The sequence below is a fragment of the Mesorhizobium sp. P2_E7 genome (genome assembly GCF_056403855.1).
Genome location: NZ_JBFUER010000002.1, coordinates 306,801 through 329,201 on the forward strand (window position 1 = coordinate 306,801; position 22,401 = coordinate 329,201).

Annotated in this window: 21 protein-coding genes; 11 read left to right on the forward strand and 10 right to left on the reverse strand. The window is 62.2% G+C overall.

What is annotated here, in order from left to right:
• Positions 1–233 precede the first annotated feature (233 nt).
• Positions 234–1,055, forward strand: a complete 822-nt coding sequence (locus AC1DYC_RS18510; protein WP_477409013.1) for a tetratricopeptide repeat protein — start codon at positions 234–236, stop codon at positions 1,053–1,055.
• A 215-nt stretch (positions 1,056–1,270) separates the two neighbouring features.
• Here the strand turns inward: AC1DYC_RS18510 and AC1DYC_RS18515 are convergent, their stop codons facing one another.
• The 9 genes from AC1DYC_RS18515 to AC1DYC_RS18555 form a co-directional block, all read right to left on the reverse strand.
• The gene (locus AC1DYC_RS18515) at positions 1,271–2,287 is read right to left on the reverse strand and encodes a type II secretion system F family protein (RefSeq protein WP_477400274.1); all 1,017 of its coding nucleotides are present in this window, start codon (positions 2,285–2,287) and stop codon (positions 1,271–1,273) included.
• A 38-nt stretch (positions 2,288–2,325) separates the two neighbouring features.
• Positions 2,326–3,339: a type II secretion system F family protein gene (locus AC1DYC_RS18520; RefSeq protein WP_477279466.1), complete on the reverse strand. Its 1,014-nt coding sequence runs from the start codon at positions 3,337–3,339 to the stop codon at positions 2,326–2,328.
• A gap of 155 nt (positions 3,340–3,494) precedes the next feature.
• Positions 3,495–5,000, reverse strand: coding sequence for a CpaF family protein (locus AC1DYC_RS18525; protein WP_477300609.1), 1,506 nt, complete (start codon positions 4,998–5,000; stop codon positions 3,495–3,497).
• 29 nt (positions 5,001–5,029) lie between these two features.
• Positions 5,030–6,313, reverse strand: coding sequence for a CpaE/TadZ family protein (locus AC1DYC_RS18530; protein ID WP_477408791.1), 1,284 nt, complete (start codon positions 6,311–6,313; stop codon positions 5,030–5,032).
• A gap of 54 nt (positions 6,314–6,367) precedes the next feature.
• Positions 6,368–7,105: a CpaD family pilus assembly protein gene (locus AC1DYC_RS18535; RefSeq protein WP_477300605.1), complete on the reverse strand. Its 738-nt coding sequence runs from the start codon at positions 7,103–7,105 to the stop codon at positions 6,368–6,370.
• Between the two features lie 13 nt (positions 7,106–7,118).
• On the reverse strand, positions 7,119–8,663 hold the full coding sequence (locus AC1DYC_RS18540) for a type II and III secretion system protein family protein (RefSeq protein ID WP_477300603.1): 1,545 nt from the start codon (positions 8,661–8,663) through the stop codon (positions 7,119–7,121).
• The gene (gene cpaB / locus AC1DYC_RS18545) at positions 8,660–9,475 is read right to left on the reverse strand and encodes a Flp pilus assembly protein CpaB (RefSeq protein ID WP_477300601.1); all 816 of its coding nucleotides are present in this window, start codon (positions 9,473–9,475) and stop codon (positions 8,660–8,662) included. Before cpaB ends, AC1DYC_RS18540 begins: the two co-directional genes overlap by 4 nt.
• Positions 9,476–9,681: 206 nt before the next feature.
• On the reverse strand, positions 9,682–10,200 hold the full coding sequence (locus AC1DYC_RS18550; protein ID WP_477408793.1) for an A24 family peptidase: 519 nt from the start codon (positions 10,198–10,200) through the stop codon (positions 9,682–9,684).
• Between the two features lie 192 nt (positions 10,201–10,392).
• The gene (locus tag AC1DYC_RS18555; RefSeq protein ID WP_477279454.1) at positions 10,393–10,572 is read right to left on the reverse strand and encodes a Flp family type IVb pilin; all 180 of its coding nucleotides are present in this window, start codon (positions 10,570–10,572) and stop codon (positions 10,393–10,395) included.
• A gap of 357 nt (positions 10,573–10,929) precedes the next feature.
• Here AC1DYC_RS18555 and AC1DYC_RS18560 point away from each other — a divergent pair, with 357 nt between their 5' ends.
• From AC1DYC_RS18560 to AC1DYC_RS18570, 3 genes are all read left to right on the forward strand, one after another.
• Positions 10,930–11,352, forward strand: a complete 423-nt coding sequence (locus tag AC1DYC_RS18560; protein ID WP_477279450.1) for a pilus assembly protein N-terminal domain-containing protein — start codon at positions 10,930–10,932, stop codon at positions 11,350–11,352.
• Between the two features lie 161 nt (positions 11,353–11,513).
• Positions 11,514–12,128, forward strand: a complete 615-nt coding sequence (locus tag AC1DYC_RS18565) for a TadE/TadG family type IV pilus assembly protein (protein ID WP_477408795.1) — start codon at positions 11,514–11,516, stop codon at positions 12,126–12,128.
• 37 nt (positions 12,129–12,165) lie between these two features.
• Complete coding sequence (locus AC1DYC_RS18570) at positions 12,166–12,786, forward strand: TadE/TadG family type IV pilus assembly protein (RefSeq protein WP_477408797.1); 621 nt, start codon at positions 12,166–12,168, stop codon at positions 12,784–12,786.
• 11 nt (positions 12,787–12,797) lie between these two features.
• Here AC1DYC_RS18570 and AC1DYC_RS18575 read toward each other — a convergent pair whose 3' ends face one another.
• On the reverse strand, positions 12,798–13,754 hold the full coding sequence (locus AC1DYC_RS18575; RefSeq protein ID WP_477408799.1) for a phosphate/phosphite/phosphonate ABC transporter substrate-binding protein: 957 nt from the start codon (positions 13,752–13,754) through the stop codon (positions 12,798–12,800).
• Positions 13,755–13,930: 176 nt separating this feature from the next.
• On the opposite strand from AC1DYC_RS18575, the gene AC1DYC_RS18580 reads away from it, so the two are divergent.
• From AC1DYC_RS18580 to recF, 7 genes are all read left to right on the forward strand, one after another.
• Positions 13,931–15,172 (forward strand): phosphopentomutase, encoded by a 1,242-nt coding sequence (locus tag AC1DYC_RS18580; protein ID WP_477408801.1) that lies wholly within the window; start codon positions 13,931–13,933, stop codon positions 15,170–15,172.
• Positions 15,165–16,055 carry a bifunctional DNA-formamidopyrimidine glycosylase/DNA-(apurinic or apyrimidinic site) lyase gene (gene mutM, locus AC1DYC_RS18585; RefSeq protein WP_477408803.1) on the forward strand — a complete coding sequence of 297 codons (891 nt, stop codon included), beginning with the start codon at positions 15,165–15,167 and terminating at the stop codon, positions 16,053–16,055. Before AC1DYC_RS18580 ends, mutM begins: the two co-directional genes overlap by 8 nt.
• 42 nt (positions 16,056–16,097) lie before the next feature.
• Positions 16,098–16,871 carry an enoyl-CoA hydratase gene (locus AC1DYC_RS18590; RefSeq protein WP_477408805.1) on the forward strand — a complete coding sequence of 258 codons (774 nt, stop codon included), beginning with the start codon at positions 16,098–16,100 and terminating at the stop codon, positions 16,869–16,871.
• Positions 16,872–17,030: 159 nt separating this feature from the next.
• Complete coding sequence (gene rpsT / locus AC1DYC_RS18595) at positions 17,031–17,297, forward strand: 30S ribosomal protein S20 (protein ID WP_142868388.1); 267 nt, start codon at positions 17,031–17,033, stop codon at positions 17,295–17,297.
• Between the two features lie 849 nt (positions 17,298–18,146).
• On the forward strand, positions 18,147–19,691 hold the full coding sequence (dnaA, locus tag AC1DYC_RS18600) for a chromosomal replication initiator protein DnaA (RefSeq protein ID WP_477408807.1): 1,545 nt from the start codon (positions 18,147–18,149) through the stop codon (positions 19,689–19,691).
• 356 nt (positions 19,692–20,047) lie between these two features.
• Positions 20,048–21,166 carry a DNA polymerase III subunit beta gene (gene dnaN / locus AC1DYC_RS18605; protein WP_023669575.1) on the forward strand — a complete coding sequence of 373 codons (1,119 nt, stop codon included), beginning with the start codon at positions 20,048–20,050 and terminating at the stop codon, positions 21,164–21,166.
• A 60-nt stretch (positions 21,167–21,226) separates the two neighbouring features.
• Positions 21,227–22,372, forward strand: a complete 1,146-nt coding sequence (recF, locus tag AC1DYC_RS18610) for a DNA replication/repair protein RecF (protein ID WP_477300585.1) — start codon at positions 21,227–21,229, stop codon at positions 22,370–22,372.
• Positions 22,373–22,401: the final 29 nt, after the last annotated feature.

Consider the following 22,401-nt stretch of genomic DNA (forward strand, 5'->3'; position numbering starts at 1 on the left):
TCCGGCGCAGGCTTGCAAGTCGTCCCCAGTCACCTGACAGGGACGTCGAATGATTTCAACATCTATGCACAGAGGCCAGGCATAGGAAAATGCCAAGCCAATGGCTTCCGGCGAGCAGCGTACCGATCGCAACGGGCCGCTTTTTAACACTCCGTTAGGGTTAACAGAATATTTCTGGGGGAATGAAGACGGCCACGCAATGGCCGCGCGCAGGAATGGAGAGCCCCGTGCCGATGCCGACCAACCGCAGGATGAACGTCACGGGCAAACGGTTGGTCACCACGGCATTGCTGATGGCGCTCGCCGCCGGTGTTGCCGGGTGCGGGACCAGCAAGCTCACCACTGGCTCTATCGGGCGCAGCGGGGGCAAACCGCTGGAAACCATGTCGGCCAGCGAGTTGCACGGCGCAACCACGCGGCTCGGCGAATCCTACGCAAAGAATCCCAACGAAAAGCGGCTGGCGATGAATTATGCGGCGGCTTTGCAGATGGACGGCGATGCCGACCAGTCGCTTGCCGTGATGCGCAAGCTGGCGATCGCCTACCCCAAGGATCGCGACGTGCTCGCCGCCTATGGCAAGGCACTCGCCGCCAACGGCCAGTTCGAGTCCGCGCTCGACGCGGTGCGCCGCGCGCAGACGCCCGAATATCCGGACTGGCGGCTGATGTCGGCCGAGGCCGCCATCCTCGACCAGATCGGCCAGAAGGATGAAGCGCGCCAAGATTATCGCAAGGCGCTCGATCTCAAGCCGAACGAACCCTCGATCCTTTCCAATCTCGGCATGTCGTATGTGCTGGAAGGCGACCTGCGCACCGCCGAGACCTATATGCGCTCAGCCGCCCAGCAGCCGAATGCCGACAGCCGGGTGCGCCAGAACCTGGCGCTGGTCGTGGGTCTTCAGGGCCGTTTCGACGAGGCCGAGAAGATCGCCTCGCAGGAGCTTTCGCCCGAGCAGGCGCAGGCCAATGTGGCCTACCTTCGCCAGATGCTTGCACAGCAGAACGCCTGGAGCCAGCTCAAGGATCAGGACAAGGTAAAGCCGGCGACCAACTGAGGTGTGTCGATATTCAGGTGCGGCCGGCCTGCAAATTGCCGATACCTGCGCTTCCGGTGCTCACGTACATAAAGTACGCTCCGCTCCGGTTCTCGCTATCAACCATTTTCGACTCGGCCTGACCTGAATCTCAACACACCTTAGGCTGCTCTATCGCTGCGAAAATAAAAAGCCGCGCGATCCTGGTCGCGCGGCTCTTGAATTTTCCGGAGCGGCTACTGGCTTGAGGAATTGTGCTGATCGCCGAAGATGCCGCGCTGGCTGACCTGCATGCCGGCTGGTCCGAGAATGATGGCGAACAACACCGGCAGGAAGAACAGGATCATCGGCACGGTCAGCTTCGGCGGCAGGGCGGCCGCCTTCTTCTCGGCGGCATTCATGCGCATGTCGCGACTTTCCGAGGCCAGCACGCGCAATGCGTGCGCCACGGGCGTGCCGTAGCGTTCGGCCTGGACCAGCGCCTGGGACACCGACTTCACCGATTCCAGGCCGGTACGAGCCGCCAGGTTTTCATAAGCCTGCTTGCGCTCCTGGAGATAGGAGAGCTCGGCATTGGTCAGCACGAATTCCTCCGCCAGCGCCACCGACTGCGAACCGATCTCCTCGGCCACCTTGCGCAAGGCAGCCTCAACCGACATGCCCGACTCGACGCAGATCAGCATCAGATCGAGCGCATCCGGCCACGCCTGCTGGATCGATTGCTTGCGCTTGGCGGCACGGTTGTTGACGTAAAGGATCGGCGCGTAGAAACCGGCATAGGCGACAAGGATGCAGACGAACAGTTTCACGAAAGCCGGCCGGTCCGGCAACCCGCCGAGCACGAACAGATAGATCGCCGCCAGCGCGAAACCGACAAAAGGCAGGATCAGGCGGAAAAACAGGAATCGCGTCAGCGGATTCTGGCCGCGAAAGCCCGCCACTTTGAGCTTCTGCAGTGTGCCTTCATCGGCCAGCGCACGCCGCAGGTCCAGCCTGTCGACGATGTTGCGCATGCCGATCGACTGTTCCTCGCGCAGACCCTTGCGGCGGCGATCGGCTTCGGTGGCCAGCCGCGCGCGCTGCTTGGCGCGCAGTTCGTCCCGCTCCAGCGCCACCGATTTCATGCGTGCCTTGAGCTGGTTGCCGCCCAGGGCCGGCAGCAGCGTGAAGACGGTTGCGAACACCGCGATGCCGACCAGCAACGCGATCAGGAAGGCAGGATCGGTCAGCGATTTGACGACGTGGTCTGTCATTCGTTCAGTCTTTTCGTTCGAGCTTTCCGAAGTCGGGCCTAGACCTCAAAGTTCATCATCTTGCGCATCACCAGAATGCCGATCGACATCCAGACACCGGAACAGCCGAGGATCAGATTGCCGGTGCTGGTGGTGAACAACGGCATGATGTAATTCGGGCTCGACAGGTAGACGAGAAGGGCGACGACAAAGGGCAGCGCGCCGATGATGACGGCCGACGCCTTTGCTTCCATGGACAGCGCCTGGACCTTGGCCTTCATCTTCTTGCGATCGCGAAGCACGCGCGAAAGGTTGCCCAGCGCCTCGGAGAGGTTGCCGCCGGCCTGCGACTGGATCTGGATGACGATGCCGAAGAAGCTTGCCTCGCTGCACGGCATGGTTTCGGCCATGCGCAAGGTGGCATCGGGGATGGACATGCCGACCTGCTGTGAATCGACGATGCGGCGGAACTCGGTCTTGACCGGCTCCGGCGATTCATTGGCGATCAGGCGAATGGCGTCGTTGAGCGGCAGGCCGGATTTGACGGCGCGCACGATGATGTCGAGGGCGTTGGGAAATTCGTTGAGGAACGCCTTGACCCGGCGCGTGCGACGAAACGAGACGAACCAGCGCGGCAGGCCGAGCGCGCCGGCCAGCAGCGCGCCTGGCAGGACCAGCAGCGGCGCGCCGGCGAAATAGGCAAGCGCCGTCAGCGCGATGCCGCACATGACGGAGTAGATATAGAAACGCTCTATCGAGACCTGCATGCCGGCCTGACGGATCTGGGCCTTCAGCGGCGGCTTCTTGACAACGCGTTCGGTGGTCTTCTGCTTTTCATCCAGTTGTTTCAGCGAATCCTGAACGGATTTGCGCCGCTTGGCCGCCTCCGCGACACGGTCGCGCGAAGCCTTGACGACCGAACGATCGGTCTCGGCGGCCTTGATCGTCTCGAGCCGCTTGCCGGCCTGCTTCTCGTTGTTCATCCGGGTGAACAGGAAGGCATAGGCGATCGCGCCGGCGCTGAAGCCGGCGAGCACGATGAACGCGAGTACGGTGGTGTCAATTCCGAACATCAACCTCGGTCCCTGGTGCATTTCGCCGTTTCAAAGAAACGGCGAACCGCCCTATCTCTTTGTTTTGACGCAATTCCCAAGGGAAAGCGCTACGCGCTTTTCCCGGGAAAACCGCTTCACACTTTTCCTGGAATTGCTTCCAACCTCCAGATGCGTCAGTCAGCGCGTTTCTCCATCGATTCCAGCGCGTTGGCGAGGCGCTGTTCCTCGCCATAGTAGCGGGCGCGATCCCAGAAATGCGGACGGCCGATGCCGGTCGACACATGCTCGCCAAGCAGCCTTCCGTTCGCGTCCTCGCCCTTGATGTTGTAGAGCACGATATCCTGCGTGATGATGACGTCGCCTTCCATGCCGATCACCTCGGTGATGTGGGTGATGCGGCGCGACCCGTCGCGAAGGCGTGCTGCCTGGATGATGACATCGATGGAGCCGACGACGATTTCGCGCACAGTCTTCTGCGGCAGCGAATAGCCACCCATGGCGATCATCGATTCGATACGGTTCAGGCATTCGCGCGGGCTGTTGGAGTGGATCGTTCCCATCGAACCGTCATGGCCGGTGTTCATCGCCTGCAGCAGGTCGAAAACCTCCGGTCCGCGCACTTCGCCGACGATGATGCGTTCGGGCCGCATGCGCAGGCAGTTCTTGACCAGGTCGCGCATGGTCACCTCGCCTTCGCCCTCGAGATTGGGCGGGCGGGTTTCGAGACGCACCACATGCGGCTGCTGCAGTTGCAGCTCGGCCGAGTCCTCGCAGGTGATGACGCGTTCCTCGCGGTCGATATAATTGGTCAGGCAGTTGAGCAGCGTCGTCTTGCCGGAGCCGGTACCGCCGGAAATGACGATGTTGCAGCGGACGCGGCCGATGATCTTGAGTATCTCTGCGCCCTGCGGCGAGATGGCGCCGAACTTGACCAGCTGATCGAGCGTCAGCTTGTCCTTCTTGAACTTGCGGATGGTGAGCGCGGTGCCGTCGATGGACAGCGGCGGGGCGATGACGTTGACGCGGGAGCCGTCGGGCAGGCGGGCGTCGCAGATCGGGCTCGATTCGTCGACGCGGCGGCCAACCTGGCTGACGATGCGCTGGCAGATGTTGAGCAGTTGCTGATTGTCGCGGAAGCGAATGCCGGTCTGTTCGACCTTGCCGTTGACTTCGATGTAAACGTTCTTGGAGCCGTTGACCATGATGTCGGCGATATCGTCGCGGGCAAGCAACGGCTCCAGCGGGCCGTAGCCAAGCACATCGTTGCAGATGTCTTCGAGCAGCTCTTCCTGCTCGGCAATCGACATTGCGAAGTTTTTGATGGCGATGATGTCGTTGACGATATCGCGGATTTCCTCGCGCGCGCTCTCGGGATCGAGCTTGGCGAGCTGCGACAGGTCGATGGTGTCGATGAGCGCGGAGAAGACCTGGCTCTTGGTGTCGTAGTAGGTCTCGCTGCGTTCGCGCTGGACCTTTCTTGCCGGCTCAGGCGCCATCGGCGGCGCCTCAACGGCACGGCGAGCGGGTGGCATTGCCGGCGCAGCAGGCGGCGCTGCCGGCCGAGCAAGAACGGCCGTGTCCGCAGGCGTTGCAGCCGCCGGCGCCGCGGGCGGCGGTGCTGGCTGGCGGAATTCCGGGATGGATCGGCCGCCGTCGTCGGAGCCTCTTTTACCAAACATGATCGACTACCAATTCCGCTTGAGAAGCGTCATTTCTTGTTACGCGAGAACTTGCCGAGCAGGCCGCCAAGGCCTGCCTTCTTCTTGGCCTTGATTTCGCTGCGACCGGTCAGCACATGGGCGATTTCATTGATCATGCCGACGACCGGGCTCTTGGCATCCATCTCGCCCAGCATGCGACCGTTGTTGGAGGCGTTTCCAAACAGCAACGGGTCGAAGGCGATCACCGACATCGGCGTGATGCCGAGCGGCTCGGCGAAGTCGGAAGCGGAGATCTCGGGGCGTTTCGGCACCCCGGCCTGGTTGATGATGAGCTTCGGCGGCGGATCGTTCGGGCGAAGCCGGTTCAGCATATCGACCAGGTTCTTGGTGTTGCGCAGATTGGCCAGTTCCGGTGTCGCCGTGATGACGATCTCGTCGGCCTTCATCAGTGTGCTCTTGGTCCAGCCGGTCCAGACATGCGGGACGTCGAGCACCAGCAGCGGCACACTGCGCTGCGCGGTGTCGATGAGTTGCGTGAAGGCCTCGGGATCGAAGTCGTAGACCCGTTCGAGAGTGGAGGGCGCGGCAAGCAACGACAGATGCTCGGCGCACTGGGCAAGAAGCCGGTCGAGATAGACCTCGTCGATGCGTTCGGGTGAAAACACGGCCTCGGCGATGCCTTGCGCCGGGTCCTGGTCGAAATTGATGTTGGCCGTCCCGAAAGCCAGGTCGAGATCGGCAACGACCACTTCCGACTTGAACAGCGATGACATCGCCCACGCCACATTGTGGGCGATGGTCGAGGAGCCGACGCCACCCTTGGCGCCGATGAAGGCGATCGAGCGGCCGATCGGCTCGGCTTCCGGATCGACGAAGATCGACGACACCACGGAGACGACATCGGCCATCGACACCGGCGCGATGACGTATTCGGAAATACCGAAGCGGATGAGTTCGCGGTAAAGCCCGACATCGTTGTAGTGGCCGATCACCACGACTTTCGAGGAGGGATCGCAATATTCGGAGAGCTGGGCAAGCTGTTCCAGCAGCTGCTTCGGTTCGCTGCGCGATTCCAGCAGGATCAGGTTCGGCGTCGGCGCAGACTGGTAGAATTCGATCGCCGTGGCGATGCCGCCCATATGCACTTTCAGATGGGCCTTCGCCATGCGGCGGTCCTCGCCGGCCCGCTCCACCGGATGCGCGACGCCTTCCGTCTCGCAAAATGCCTGGATCGAGATACGCGGGACCGGCCGCAGCGCCTGCATCGCGGCAATATCCGATTGCGAGCTGTCGCCGCCGTCTACGGGCGTTTCGTAGGCAAGATTGCTCATCGTCATGCTCTTTCCGTGACTTCTCTTTCCAGTCTCTGCGCGGGGCTGGCGCTCCTAGTACGTCACTTCCGAATTGCCGAGGAACTCGTCCGAAATACCTCTGCCGCGATAGACGTCGATCACCGCGCCGCGGTTTTCGGCGTCGATATCGGTCGGCTTTCTTGGCCCGAGCAGATCGGCCGGATTGGCGAGCTGCGCGGCAAGGTTGTTCTGAGACGAGCAGCCGTAATCGGCGTAGTGCTTGTTTTCCGAGGTCTCCAGAATGTCTGCGGGCCAGCGACCGCATTTGTCGGTCTGGGCTCTCACCGAAATATAGGAGACGCGGATAGGCGCCGAGGCTTCCGGGGAAACCGACTGATAGGAGGTCACGACGATCCGGTCCCGCTTGATGCCGCTGGCAATCGCCAGCCTGGCGAAATCGCGCGCCGCGGCAGTCGCTGCCACCTCGTTCGCCGAGCCGATCGGGGTTGCGATCGTCAGCGCCGGGGCAGCGCTCCTGTCGTAGCCGTCGAGGAAGCCCAGAAGCGTGTCGCGCTGCGAGCCGGTCATGCCGCGGTCGCCGGCGCCGACCGGAAGGTCGATCTTCTGGTTCTTCTCGGCAATCACGATCGGATGGGTGGTGCGATAATCATCGGGGATTGCCCCAACCGTGATGCTGTCGCGCTTGGCGCAACCGGCGAGCGAGGCCGCGATCGCGATCGCCAGGATCGGTATTGCCGAGCGGCGGATCCGGGCACCACCGGACCGCACTGTTGCGGCGACCGCCATTGCCTTCGATGCTGACTGAGACATGTCCGCTCCCCGCTTACTTGTAGATGAAGCCGACAACGCCGTGATACCGGCCGTTGGGCTTGTCGGTCTGCATGGTGCCGTAGACGCGGTTGACGCGGCCAAGGAACATGGCCGGGCCATCGCCGGCGGCATTGAAATTGTCGTCCGGCTTGGCCAGGTCGTTGCGCGCCACCGGCCGCGCCAGATAGGGCGTGATGATGATCACCAGCTCGCTTTCGTTGCGGACGAAATCGCGGCTGCGGAAGAGCGTGCCGAGCACCGGGATCTTGGCCAAGCCGGGCAGACCCGATACCGCCTGGCGGACGTCGTCGCGAACCAGGCCGGCGATCATCATCGAGCCGCCTGACGGCAATTCGACGGTGGTGTCGGCAAGCCGCTTGCGGATCGACAGGAGCGTTGTGCCGGGCAAACTGGCGGCGCCTTCCAGGGTGGTCGCACCCTCCATGGTCGGCTCAGACACGGACGTCCTGACCTTGAGGCTGATCCGGCCCGCCGACAGCACAACGGGCTGGAACTCGAGGCCAATGCCGTATTCGAGCTTTTCGTTGGTGTAGGTTACCTGGCCGGTCTGGTTGTCGGTCGAAACGTTGTTCGTACGTGCCGTGATGAGATTGAATTCGCCGCCGGCCCTGAATGTTGCCTTCTCGCCCGAAACCGCCGTGAGGGTCGGCTCAGCAAGCGTCTTCATAACGCCGCTTTGCTCCATGGCGTTGATGTAGGCTTGAAGGCCATTGCCTTTCCCGTCACCCAGCAGATTCAGCCCCGAATTCTGCGAAAGCGGTTTGCCCAGCCCGTAGCTGGGCGAACTCAGCGCACCGTAGGAAATGCCGTCAATGCTGCCGTTGCCGACCATATTGACGCCGAGCTGCTTCATTACCGAGCGGCTGACTTCGGCCACGGTTACCTTCAGCGTCACCTGGTCGTCGCCGATGATCTGCAGCAGGTTGACGATCTTGGAGACCCGGCGCTCGGTGTCAGGGTTGTTGATGTCGACGCCGCCATTGGCATTGCCACCCGCCGCGGTCTGCGAGTACTGGCCGGTCGTCGCCTCACCGCCGGACACGAAGATGGTTGCCAGATCGACGGCGCGCTTGGCATCGAGCGGCGTATCCACCGTGCCGGTCAGAACGACGTTATCGTTCAGCAATTCGACCTTGATCTCGGCGTTCGGAAGGAAGCGCTTGAGGTAGTCCTCCAATCCGGCGACGTCGCGTTCGACGGCCAGATCCAGGCTGACGATCTGCTCGCCATTGGGACCGAAGACGAAGATGTTGGTTTCACCCACTGCCTTGCCGAACAGATAAATGCGCCTTGCCGTGCGGGTCACCGCATCGGCGACCGCCGGATTGGCGACAAGGATGTCGTAGGCGTCGCTCGGCAGGTCGATGACCACTGATTTGTTGAGGCCGAGCTTGACGCGTTGCGTGGCCGTCGAAGCCGTAACCCCGGCGGTCTTGCCGGCGGCCTTGGCCTCGAGGAGGCCACTTGCATGGGCTCCGAGGAAAAGCAGGCCGATTGCCGCAGCCATGGTGACCGGCAGTTTAGCGATTAACCTCATTTCCTTGCCCCTACTTCGGAAACTTCGCCCGATTTGATCAACCGCACCGTTCCGCGGCGCCCATTGCCGGAAACGAGATAGTCGGCCTCATCCGTGTGTTTTTCCTGATTGTCGGTGATCGAGCGGAGTGCAAGCGTCAGGCGATCGGCCATCTGCTGGGCGACGGTGATGATCTCGGCCTGCTGCGGCGTCAGCTCCAGCGTCGCCGTCTGTCCGACCCTGGTCTTCTTGCCTTCCTCGTCCTCCTGAATGGTCTGGTCGATCGCCAGGACGCGGATGTTCTTGAGGATGGTTTCGGTGGTGAATCCGCTGCCGGCGTTGCCGGTGTCGGATCTGCGGGTCATGATGACGTCGACAAAATCGTTGGGCAGGATAAAGCCGCCTGCCGACGTATCGGCCGAGATCGCGGTGGCGACGGCCCGCATGCCGGTGGGCAGGATCGACGACATGAAGCTCTGCCCCTCGCCGATCAGCTTGGAGCGCCGCAACGGCTCACCGGTGTACATCGCAACGCGGGCGACAGAACCTTTCAACTTCTCCAGCGCGTCGGGTTCGACAGCACGGGTGATGAAGTTCGCGTTGATCCCTTCGGCCGGCCAGGACTCCCAGCTGATGTTGTTCTCAAGCGGACTGCCCATGGCGACGTCGCCGGAAAGTACGAGCACGTCCTGCAAGGCGATGGCCGGCGCCTGAGGGGCGTCGACGACGACCTGCTGAGGCGGCGGTGCCGCCACCATATTCTTGGCAACGTAACCTGCACCACCCGCCGCAGCCACCGCCACGCCCAGAATGATTAGTCGGGATGCTGGCATCTGTCCGAACCCTCGCCTTTAGGCAAACCACCTAGCCAGGCCGGACTTTGCAGCGGCAATCGTCAAAACAAGGTTAATGTAATGCTTACGATCGTGATTAATTTAAGGTTTACATAAATTAGACGGACCCTTGCTCCCGACACAAAAAGGCGGCCAAGCCGCCTTCATTTCAGATCGATGCCGGAGCGGCAAAGAGGTTCGCTGTCTCAGGTCGCCAGCCTTGCCAGCGCCCATACCATCAAGGGTGAATCCGGATAGGTCAGCAGCCCGCCAATGCCGAGTGCGATGCCGTAGGGAATGCCAGTCGTATCGTCGGCGAAATGGCGCAGAAACGGATTGTGGCTGGTATAAATCGCCAGCGGCGATTTCCGATAGAGAAGGATGGCGAGTGTCAGCAGGCCACCGATGAACGTCGAGATCACGAGATATTCGACAAGGTGAGGGGTGAATCCCATCCAGACGGCGGTGCCGGCGAGCAGCTTGGCGTCGCCGCCGCCCATGCCGCCAAGCGCAAACAGACCGAAGGTCACTGCCAGCACCAGGGCACCGGCCGCGAAATGCCAGCCATAGGTTGCCCAGTCCATGCCCGTCAGCGGCGCAACCACGGCAAACACCGCCAGCAAAAGCACCGGCACGCGGTTGGCGATCGTCATCGACAGCATGTCGGAGATCGCGGCAAAGAGCATGCAAAAGGGAAAGACGACGAAGATCAGGGCTTCAAGCATCGGCGCGGCGCCTTGGTCACTTGTACAGGGCTTCAGCCTAGACAGGTTCGATTAACGATTGATGAGGCAGCGGTCTCAAATTTACTGGTGTCGCCTGCGAATTGCGGATTCAGATCCTGCGCATCGCACAAATGAAACAAGGGCCGCAAAGAGCGGCCCTTGTTCCCAAAACAGTCGCTGATCCGTAATGTATTACGGAGCGTTGCCAGTCGAGACGGCTTTGGCGATGGCGTTGAACTTGACGCCCAGGGCGTTGCCGAGCGAACCAGCACCGACCATGATGGCAAGCGCGATGAGAGCGGCGATCAGACCGTATTCGATAGCGGTCGCGCCGGACTCGTCCTTCACGAAGCGTGCGATGAGATTAGACATTCGAGAGCTCCTACTCCACGTGTTACAGCACTTCCGTCAACTTCTGTGGTGGTTGATCGGATGCTGCCAATCTAGGGAGAAGCTCTTTCAATCGGCTTAATAAACAGCCTTACCGATTCCTTTCGCGCGTCGAACAGCTTGCGTGGTTAACCGCAAACTAAACGCCGGAAAGCGGCTCGCCGGCCCCATGAAAAGGCCGTGAAAGCTGAGACTTCACGGCTGTCGACAGGGACACTCTTTATATTAGCTGACAGCGAAATGCGCGCGAATATCCTGGGCCCGGCCACCGGCTTAACCGTTGGTTCACCAATCTCGTTCATGTTCCGTTGAACAAGTCTGCCGCCGTGGAGCGCCTCGATGACCGCCATGAAATCGTCATTCCTGCTTGCCGCGCTTCTCGCCGTCCCGGCTTTTGTGCTCCCGGCCAAGGCCGGAGCCGGCATCGAAGTGACGATGAACCAGGCCAAGATCGTCAAATTGACACGCCCAGCCGACACCATTGTCATCGGCAATCCGGCGATTGCCGATGCCTCCGTCCAGGATGCATCGACAATCGTTCTGACGGGCAAAGGGTTCGGCGTCACCAATCTGGTTGTTCTCGACCAGGAGGGCAGCCCGATCGTCGACGAGCAGGTGACGGTGGTGCGCCAGGACGCATCGTCGGTGCGTATCTACAGGCGCGCTTCGGTACAGACCATGTCCTGCACGCCCTATTGCGAAAGCTCGTTCAAGAGCGAGTCGGAGAAGGCCTCCGAAGCCGAAATGAGCGCCGGCCAGTAAGCGCCTAGGCGGCTCTCAGTTTCCGTTTCCCCAAAAACGTCGCTTCGGTTAGCAGCGGGTTAATGCCTTCCCGCCGAATTTAGCGGTCATCCAAACCGGACCTCAATGGGTTTTCGCTAATGTTGCCGACGGTACCGCATCAGGACCGGCAGGGATGGGACATGGGCGACGTTTTGTACGGGCGTTTGGACGAGGATTCAGGACGCGAGATCACGCAGGCCAAGGCTGGACGCGTGACGTTTGCCCGCCGCTTCCTTGGCGATCGTCGCGGCAGCACCGCGATCGAATTCGCCATGCTGGCGATCCCGTTTGCGCTTCTGGTCTTCGCCATCCTCGAGAGCTGCATTTCATTTGCCGGACAGGAGGTGATGGCCAACATCACCGACGACGTCGCCCGCCAGGTGCGCACCGGCCAGTTGAAGCCGGCCGACCTGACCGGAACCAAGCTCAGGGACATGATTTGCAACAGGCTGGAAATCATGGTCGCCAAGACCTGCCCCGGACTTCTGGTGGATCTGCGCGAATATCCGACCTTTGCCGATGCCGCCACGGCTGGCTTCAAGATCGTCAATGGCGAGATCGTACTGACGCAAGGCACGAATTCGATGAGCTTCGCCGTGACGCCGGGCCTGGCTGAATCGAAGAACATGCTGCGGGTCTTCTACAAATGGCCGGTCATGACCGATTTCATGGCCAAATCGATGGCCAATCTGAAAGACGGCAACACACTGCATTTCGCATCGGTGACCTGGCAGAACGAACCGTTCGACGACTGAGAACTCAGCGTTACTTTGGCTTAAAAGGGAAGCAAGCATGTATCGTGCGGGGGCGCATCAGGGATTTTCGAGTATCTGGGCAAGAGCGATGCGATTCTGCTCGGATCGCCGCGGTGTCGCGGCCATCGAGTTCGCCTTCATCGTGCCTGTGCTGCTGATCATGTATTTCGTGACCATGGAGGCCTCGCAAGCCATCGAGACCAGCAAGAAGGTCAGCCGCATCGGCTCCATGGTTGCGGATCTGGTCACACAGCAGCAGACAATCATGTCCGCCGACATCGATGCGATCATGAAGATCGGCACCTCGACCCTGCAGCCCTACAACCGCTCAACGCCGACGATCATCATCACGGCGATACAGATCACGAACGAGACGCCGCGGAAAGTAAAGGTCGTGTGGTCACGCAAGCTGATCGAGGGCACCTATACCGTCGACGCTGCCAAGGACACCATCACGACAGTTCCCGCCACGCTCAAGATCGCTGACACATTCCTTATCCGCGTCGAAAGCAAGCTCGGCTACAAGCCGATCATCACCTGGTCTGCCGACAGCGAAAAGCGGCTTGGTCTGACCTCGGCCTTCGACTCGATAACGATGGGCGAGACCTATTACCTCAGGCCGCGCCGGAGCACGACGATCCCCTGCAGCGACTGCTGAAGCGCCAAGGTTTATTGACCGCTGCTGTCCGACAGCAGGCGCACGATGGCTGTTGCCATCGCATAGTCGCCAGCGGCGGCTGATATGAAGCCGCCGGAATGTTTCGATTCCACGAAATCGTAGACTTCCGGCGACTGCGATTTGAGATTGGTGAGGAAGACGGTCAGCCGGCGTTTGGCTTCGGGGTCGAGATCGCTGCGGACGGCGTGGGGACCGTAGCGCAGCAGACCGGAGGTCCAGATGATCTGGAGCGCGGCCTTTGGAATTCCCGCCGCCTCCAGCCGCGCCGCCGTGCCGTCCGGATCAGCCGGCTGATCGCCGGCAATCGCCGTCCGGTTTTCCGCAGCGGCCCGCTCCCAGCCGAACAACGCATCGGCCTGGCCATCGACCAGCATCGCTTCGGCAGCGGCGGCCGAGCTGGCATGAGTGAGGAATGGCGCATCCTGGCTGATCTTGAGGCCATCTGCGGCCAGCCCGGCGAGCGGCAGAAGAGAACCGCCGACATTATCGGAAGGCGCCATGGCGATGCGGTGCGTTTGCATCCCTGCGAGATCGGGAAGCTTGGCGTCGCGCGTCAACAGCACGGAGCGGATGCCGGTGGCGCCGTCGGCATCGACCGGCGCCACCAGAGGTTCGACACAGCCGCAGCGCTCCGAGGCGGTCGCGTAGGCGGTCGCCGAATAGATCGCGTACTGAATGCGGGCAGTGGCCTGTGCCTCGATCAGCGCTGCATAGTCATGCGCGACGACGAATTCCACCTTCATGCCGAGCGCCTTGCCGTAGGCGTCTGTCAGCAGGGCGAGACCCGGAACCGCGTTGCCGGCGCCCGGCTCGGCAACGATACCGATCCGAAACGTCCCGATCTGGTCGCGCCAGTCGGCGTGCGCGGCGTGCGGCAAGGCCAGCAACGCCACGCTGGTCGCCAATGCCCTCCAACCCGGCCCTATGGCGAGATCCGCCCGTGTCATCGTTTCATGCCTCGTACCGCCGTTCCTCGAAGCGCGTCGCATCCCGCAAGGATGCGTACAGCGCGCCTGCCCGCAGTCGCGACCATGGCGCCTGGCCATTGCCGCCTGGTTTCCGATTTGCCAATGCCGCGACAGGACCTTATGTCTGGTCACCCAGACTGGCAATGACGGCACCGATGGCGCGCGCTTTCCTCTTCGTTCTCGATTCTTTCGGCATTGGCGGCGCCGCCGATGCCGAACGCTATGGCGACGCCGGCTCGAATACATTCGGACATATCGCAAAGGCCTGCGCGGAAGGCCGCGCCGATCGCGAAGGCCTGCGCAAGGGGCCGCTTCTGGTGCCCAACATGGTTTCACTGGGGCTCGGTCGCGCTGCTGAAACCGCAACCGGCTTCCGGTTCGCCAGCAAGGCCGACGCTGTTTCAGCCTCCGCTTTCCACGGCGCCGCGCAGGAGATTTCGAGCGGCAAGGATACGCCGTCGGGTCACTGGGAAATAGCCGGCCTGCCGGTGCGCTTCGACTGGGGCTATTTCCCCGATACGGTGCCCGCATTCCCTGCCGAACTGACCGAAGCGATGATCCGCGAGGGCAAGGTGCCGGGCATTCTCGGCAATTGCCATGCGCCGGGCACGGAGATCATCGAGCGCTTCGGCGAGGAGCATATCCGCACCGGCAAACCGATCTGCTACACCTCGGTCGATTCCGTCCTGCAGATCGCGGCGCACGAGGTTCATTTCGGCCTCGAACGGCTCTACGAGTTCTGCAAGACGGTGCGCCGGCTGGTCGACCCGCTGAAAATCGGACGGGTGATCGCACGGCCTTTCCTTGGCGAAACACCGGCCACTTTCGAGCGCACCTACAACCGTCATGACTACGCCGTGCCACCGCCCGAGCCGACGCTGCTCGACCGGCTGACCGGGCGCGGCAACCGGGTCATCGCGATCGGCAAGATCGGCGACATCTTCGCCCATCGCGGCATTTCGGAAGTGCGCAAGGCGCCCGGCAACATGGCGATGTTCGACAAGGCGCTGGGCGCGATGGACGATGCCGGCGACGGCGACCTGGTGTTCGCCAATTTCGTCGACTTCGACACCGAGTTCGGCCACCGCCGCGACGTTGCCGGCTATGCGGCGGCCCTCGAGGCCTTCGACCGGAGGCTGCCGGAGGCGCTGGCGAAACTGAAGCCGGGCGATCTTCTGATCCTCACCGCCGACCATGGCAACGACCCTACATGGCGCGGGACCGACCACACGCGCGAACGCATCCCGGTGATCGGCATCGCACCGGGCCTCACCGGCGGCGACATCGGGCTCAGGACCACCTTTGCCGATCTAGGCGAGACCGTGGCCGAGCATCTCGCGCTGGCGCCCGGCCGTCACGGCACCTCCTTCCATGCGACGATAGGCGGCCATGCCTGAGCTGCCTGAGGTCGAAACGGTCCGGCGTGGCCTGCAGCCGGTTCTGGAAGGCGCGCGCATGGTGCGCGTCGAGGCACGCCGGCCCGATCTCAGATTTCCGTTTCCAGCCAAATTTGCGCAGCGGCTGACCGGCAAGACCATCACCGCGCTTGGCCGCCGCGCCAAATATCTCACCATCCATATGGATGGCGGTCCGGTGCTGATCTGCCATCTCGGCATGTCCGGCTCGTTCCGCATCGAAACGGCCGACGACAGCCAGACGCCGGGTGCGTTCCATAACGAGCGCTCGAAGGATGCCAAGCACGACCATGTCGTGTTCCACGTCTCCTCGCAAGCCGGCGCCCGATCTCGTGTGATCTTCAACGACCCGCGCCGCTTCGGCTTCATGCTGTTTGCCGAAGGGCTGGCCGACGCACATCCAATGCTGGCGGGCCTGGGCATCGAGCCGACCGGCAACGCGCTGGACGGCGCCCTGCTGGCGTCGCTGCTGAAGGATCGCAAAACACCCCTGAAGGCGGCACTGCTCGACCAGAAGCTGATTGCCGGGCTTGGCAATATCTATGTGTCGGAAGCGCTGTGGCGCGCCCACCTGTCGCCACTGCGCGAAGCAGGCACCATTGCCGGGACCGGCAAGAAGGCCAAGGAGCAGAGCGAGCGTCTGGCGGAAGCGATCCGTTCGGTCATTGCCGATGCGATCGCCGCCGGCGGCTCGTCGCTGCGCGACTATGTGCACACTGACGGGTCGCTGGGCTATTTCCAGCATTCCTTCGCGGTCTACGATCGCGAGGGCGAGCCCTGCCTGACGCCTGGCTGCCGCGGCCACATCGAGCGCATCGTGCAAAGCGGCCGTTCGACCTTCTATTGCCGGACCTGTCAGCGGTGAGCTAGACCGGTCTCTTCAATGCCGGAACGAGGAGGCCAGCCCATGAGCTATGAAACCATCATCGTGGAGACGCGTGGCAAGGTCGGCCTGATCACGCTGAACCGGCCCAAGGCGCTCAATGCGCTGAATGCCCAGGTGCTGGCGGACATATTGACGGCGGCCAAGGGGTTCGACGCCGATCCGGACATCGGCGCCATGGTCATCACCGGTTCCGAGAAAGCCTTTGCGGCGGGCGCCGACATCAAGGAAATGCAGGCCATCGCCTACGCCGACGCCTATGTGCAGGATCTTTTCGTCGGCTGGGAGGAATTTGCACGCACGCGCAAGCCCATGATCGCGGCGGTCGCCGGCTATGCGCTGGGCGGCGGCTGCGAGCTGGCGATGATGTGCGATTTCATCATTGCCGCCGATACGGCCAAGTTCGGCCAACCCGAAATCACGCTCGGCGTCATTCCCGGCATGGGCGGTTCGCAACGGCTCACCCGCTTTGTCGGCAAGGCGAAGGCCATGGACATGTGCCTGACCGGGCGGATGATGGATGCCGCGGAGGCTGAGCGTTCCGGCCTGGCGTCGCGTGTCGTACCCGCTGCCGACCTCATCGAAGAAGCGCTTAAGGCCGCGGCCAAAATATCGGAGTTTTCGCTGCCCTCGGTGATGATGGCCAAGGAGGCCGTCAACCGCGCCTATGAGACGACGCTGGCTGAGGGTTTGCGCTTCGAACGCCGGCTGTTTCACTCGCTGTTTGCGCTCGACGACCAGAAGGAAGGCATGGCGGCCTTTGCCGAGAAGCGGAAGCCGAATTTCACCAACCGCTAGGACTGCGGCAACGAGGGCCAAAAAGAAGCCAAAGCGGCGTTGACGTGCCGGGAAAGCTGAACTATAAGCCGCTCCAACCGAGGCGGCCGTTGGCTGCCCGTTTGTTTTTTGCGCCCTGCGGCATCCCGCATGCGCCCACCAGATCAGAAGAGAGGCACCATGGCCAATACCTCCTCGGCCAAAAAGGCAACGCGCAAGATCGCCCGCCGCGCAGCGATCAACAAGAACCGCCGCTCGCGCGTGCGCACCTATGTCCGCCAGGTCGAAGAGGCACTGGCTGCCGGCGACAAGGCAGCCGCGCTGGAAGCCTTCAAGGCGGCAGAGCCGGAATTGATGCGCGCCGCGACCAAGGGCGTGATCCACAAGAATACGGCATCGCGCAAGGTGTCGCGTCTGGCTCACCGCCTCAAGGTACTGTCGGCCTGATCGACTGTTCCTAAACTGTCGTTCTTTGAAACCCGGCCAATCGCGCCGGGTTTTTTCGTTTGCCGGCAAGCACTTAAAAAGAACGCCCGCAAAGCACACTCAGCCTGCATTCCAGAGTTCGGAATGGTTTGCCGGCACATACGCTCCCCGTGATATTCCAATCCGCCAAAATGGCCCATGCCAATAAATTTGGCTGGCACAAATTACTGATATTTTTCAATGACTTGCTGGAAGTGATCCACAGCTTGTTCACATAGCCTGTGGGCGACAGGCGACAAGTTGGTGTCAAGCGAATTATTTCAGAAAATTTCAAACCGCACAGCCATTTTCACATTCGCGGCAAAAGGGTTTGAATCACAATGGCTTTGTCAAAATCTGCGGTTCCAGGACGGGTCCCGAACCCTTCATCAGTAACCAGATTCCTTAAAAATCCGTTAGAGGTGGCCTTGCCCTATCCACAGCGATTTCGCTAATGTCGATCTATCGAAAGGGACGGGCCATTAGCCCATAACCCAGCCTGAATCGGCCAGCTCACAGTGGCAGAATTCATGACGCGGATCAATTCCGCGAACGGGTATGGTTTGTCTTTTCGATGCGGTAGGGGACTGGCGTAATTTGTACATGGCAGGTCGATGGCGCACCGGCGTTTTCGCCGGGTGGCGTTGCTTTGCCCAAACATGTCAGACGGACTGGCTTTAAGCAGCCGGGACCGATCCCTTGCTGACGAGGCAACGTCATCCGCCGGCGGCGGCGGCGGTGTTGTAGCAAAGATACGGTCGTCGGAAACATGGGTGCAGGAGGCGCACTCCCGGCGGAAAAAAGGTACAGAAGAACAAGGGACGCACAATCATGCAGAGCGGCATCGAGCGGGAGCTTACGGGCGACCTGCCATTTCCTGGAACATTGGTCGGAGCGCACGACGTGGCGGCTTCCAGCGACGCGGAACAGAAGTTCGACCGGGTCAAGGCCCAGTTGAAGGCGCGTCTGGGAACCGAGGTCTATTCGAGCTGGTTCGGACGGATGAAGGTGGCGGAGGCTTCCCGGGGCATTGTACGCATCTCGGTGCCCACGGCCTTCCTGCGCTCGTGGATCAATGGTCACTACCTCGATCTCATCGCCGATCTGTGGAAGCACGAGGATCCGGAGGTCCTGAAGATCGAGATCGTCGTGCGCACCGCGACCCGTCCGGCCCGCAATGGCGTCGAGCCCGAAGCCGTGCCTGCGCGCAAGATGACCAAGCAGACGCAGACCGCACTGGCGGCCGGCACGGCGGGTCCAGGCCGGGTGGAGCGGGCGCCCGCCCCTCGCCCCGGCACGCCGATCGAGGCCGAGTTCCGGCACAATGTGCTGGGGTCGCCGCTCGACCCGCGCTACACGTTCGGCTCCTTCATCGAAGGCCCGTCGAACCGGGTGGCTTTCGCCGCCGCAAAAGCGGTGGCGGAATCGCAGTCGAGCGCGGTGCGCTTCAATCCGCTGTTCCTCCACGCCACCGTCGGGCTCGGCAAGACGCACCTTTTGCAGGCGATCGCGGCCGAGTCGCTCAAACAGAACCCGAAATCGCGCGTCGTCTACCTGACGGCCGAATATTTCATGTGGCGCTTCGCCACCGCGATCCGCGACAACAATGCGCTGACGCTGAAGGAGCAGCTGCGCGACATCGACCTGTTGATCATCGACGACATGCAGTTCCTGCAGGGCAAGTCGATCCAGCATGAATTCTGCCATCTCATCAACATGTTGCTCGACAGCGCCAAGCAGGTGGTGGTTGCCGCCGACCGGCCGCCGTCGGAACTGGAATCGCTGGAGCCGCGCGTGCGCTCGCGCCTCAATGGCGGCGTCGCGCTAGAAATGTCGGCGCCGGACTTCGCCATGCGCATCGGCATGCTCAAGCTGCGGCTTGCTACAGCCAAGGTCGACGATGCGTCACTCAACATTTCGGAGGAGATCCTCAACCATGTCGCCCGCACGGTGACCGGCAGTGGGCGTGAACTGGAGGGCGCGTTCAACCAGCTTCTGTTCCGTCAATCATTCGAGCCGGCGATCACCATCGACCGCATCGACGAAATCCTCGGCCATATCTATCGCTCGGGCGAGCCGAAGCGAGTGCGCATCGAGGACATCCAGCGCATCGTGGCGCGCCACTACAATGTGTCGAAGACAGAGCTTCTGTCCAACCGGCGCACGCGCACCATCGTCAAGCCCCGGCAGGTCGCCATGTACCTGTCGAAGGTGATGACGCCACGTTCGCTGCCGGAGATCGGCAGGCGTTTCGGCGGCCGCGATCACACCACGGTGCTGCATGCTGTGCGCAAGATCGAGGACCTTTCCGGCGTCGACAACACGCTGGCGCAGGAGCTGGAACTGCTCAGGCGGCTGATCAACGACCAGGCCTGAGCGGCTCGGGAAACGGAGCGCGCCGGATTTTAGAGCATTCGGTCGGCGCGCTCAAAATTGTTGTTTTGATGCAAGTCGTGGCCCCAAAACCGCTGCGCACTTGGGCGACATAGTCCTTTTTGATGCATGTCGTTGTCCCAAAACCGTTGTGCACTTTTGGGCGACATGCATCGGTTTGCGGGCTTCGCCCGCTTTATCCCCAGAAAGCCCGCGTAACCGGCGCGAACCCGTGGCGCGGGCTTGCGTTTATTGGCTTTTTCCTGTCAGTTTGCATAGATTCTGAGCCTGTTCAGACCTTTCGCGGGGGCGCCGCCCACTGGTGACCCGTTCATTCATTCAAGCGAGCCTGTTTCGTCATGCGTGTTATCCTGGAACGGTCAAATCTCCTGAAGTCGCTCAACCACGTTCATCGCGTGGTCGAACGGCGCAACACCATACCGATCCTGTCGAACGTGCTGCTCAGCGCCGAGGGCGCCAGCCTTGAAATGAAAGCCACCGATCTCGACCTCGAAGTGACCGAAGCGACACCCGCCAAAGTCGAGCGCGGCGGGGCGACGACGGTTCCGGCGCACCTGCTCTACGACATCGTGCGCAAGCTCGCCGACGGCGCCGAAGTGATGCTGAAAACCGACGAGGACGGCAACGCCATGACGGTGACGTCGGGCCGCTCGAGCTTTCGCCTGCAGTGCCTGCCGCAGTCCGATTTCCCCGAGCTTTCGGCCGGATCCTTCTCGCATATCTTCCGGCTCGATTCCGTCGCCTTGAGAGGCCTGATCGAGAAGACCCAGTTCGCCATCTCCACCGAGGAGACGCGCTATTACCTGAACGGCATCTACCTGCACACGCATGAGACCGGCGGCAAGCTGAAGCTGCGTTCGGTGGCGACCGACGGCCATCGCCTGGCGCGCGCCGAGATCGACGCGCCGGCGGGTTCCGAAGGCATGCCGGGCATCATCATTCCGCGCAAGACCGTCAGCGAATTGCAGAAGCTGGTCGACGACCCGGATGTCGCGGTGACCACCGAATTGTCCGACACCAAGATCCGCTTCACCATCGGCAGCGTGGTTTTGACCTCGAAGCTGATCGACGGCACTTTCCCGGACTATCAGCGCGTCATTCCGACCGGCAACGACAAGAAGCTGATCATCGACCGGCAAAGTTTCGCCGCAGCCGTCGACCGCGTCTCGACCATCTCCTCGGAGCGCGGCCGCGCGGTAAAGCTTTCGATCACCGAAGGACAGGTGACGCTTGCGGTGAACAATCCGGATTCGGGCAGCGCCACCGAGGAACTGGCGGCCGATTATTCGTCCGACCCGATCGAGATCGGCTTCAACGCCAAATATCTGCTCGACGTCGCCGCGCAACTGACGGGCACGGAAGCGAAATTCATGCTGGCCGATGCCGGTTCGCCGACGCTGATCCACGACATGGCCGACGAGACCGCGCTCTACGTGCTGATGCCGATGCGGGTGTAGCCGCGCTGCGGCAAACCTTTCGGCGTGACGATTGCGGCGACTTCTACAGGCGGATAGCGGTTGCCCCAGCAAAGCCATATAAGTAAGCTTACACTTACGAATTTCCGCAACTATGCGGCGCTGTCGATCGACCTTTCTCCGGGCGCCGTGGTGTTTTCCGGCGACAACGGCGCCGGCAAGACCAATCTCCTGGAAGCCATCTCCCTGCTGACGCCGGGCCGCGGCCTGCGCCGCGCGCCCTACGCCGACGTGGCGCGCGAAGGTGGCGATGGCGGCTTTGCGCTGCATGCAAGGCTAGACGGGCCAGAGGGTCAGGTCGAGATCGGCACCGGCATCACCGGTGGCGAGGCCGCCGGCGAGGGCGGCCGCAAGGTGCGCATCAACGGTGCGCCGGCGCGCTCGGCCGACGCCATGCTGGAGTGGCTTCGCGTCGTCTGGCTGACGCCGGCCATGGACGGCCTGTTCCCCGGTCCGGCCGCCGACCGCCGGCGTTTTCTCGACCGGCTTGTGCTGGCGATCGATCCCGGCCATGGCCAGCGCGCGATCGATTATGAGAAGGCGATGCGCGGGCGTAACCGTTTACTTACGGAAGGTTCGCGTGACGGCGCCTGGTTCGACGCCATCGAGATGCAAATGGCCGAGACCGGCGTGGCGATCGCCGCCGCGCGCGCCGAACTTGTGCGCCTGCTAGCCGCGATGATCGATCGGTTGCCTTCCAGCGGACCGTTTCCGCAGGCCGACATCAGCCTGTTCGGCGACCTGGAAAGCGATGTGGCCACTTCGCCAGCAGTCGATGTCGAGGAACGCTATCGCGCCGCCCTCGCCGATGGCCGCGAACGCGACCGCGCCGCTGGGCGCACGCTGGACGGCCCGCATCGTTCGGATCTCCTCGTGCGCCACCGCCCCAAGGCGATGCCGGCCGAACTCTGCTCGACCGGCGAGCAGAAGGCGCTGCTGGTCGGCATCGTTTTGTCGCATGCAAGGCTGACCGGCGAAATGTCGGGGATGACGCCCATCCTGCTGCTCGACGAGATCGCCGCGCATCTCGACGCCGGCCGGCGCGCCGCGCTGTTCTCGATCCTGGAAGAGCTGAACTGCCAGGCCTTCATGACCGGAACCGACGCCGCGCTGTTTTCCAGCCTGAGGGGACGCGCGCAGTTCCTCACCGTCGACCACGGCACGGTTGGGCCAACCGAAGACACCTGACAAGGTTTTTTGCCCGCTGTAAGGTCCCG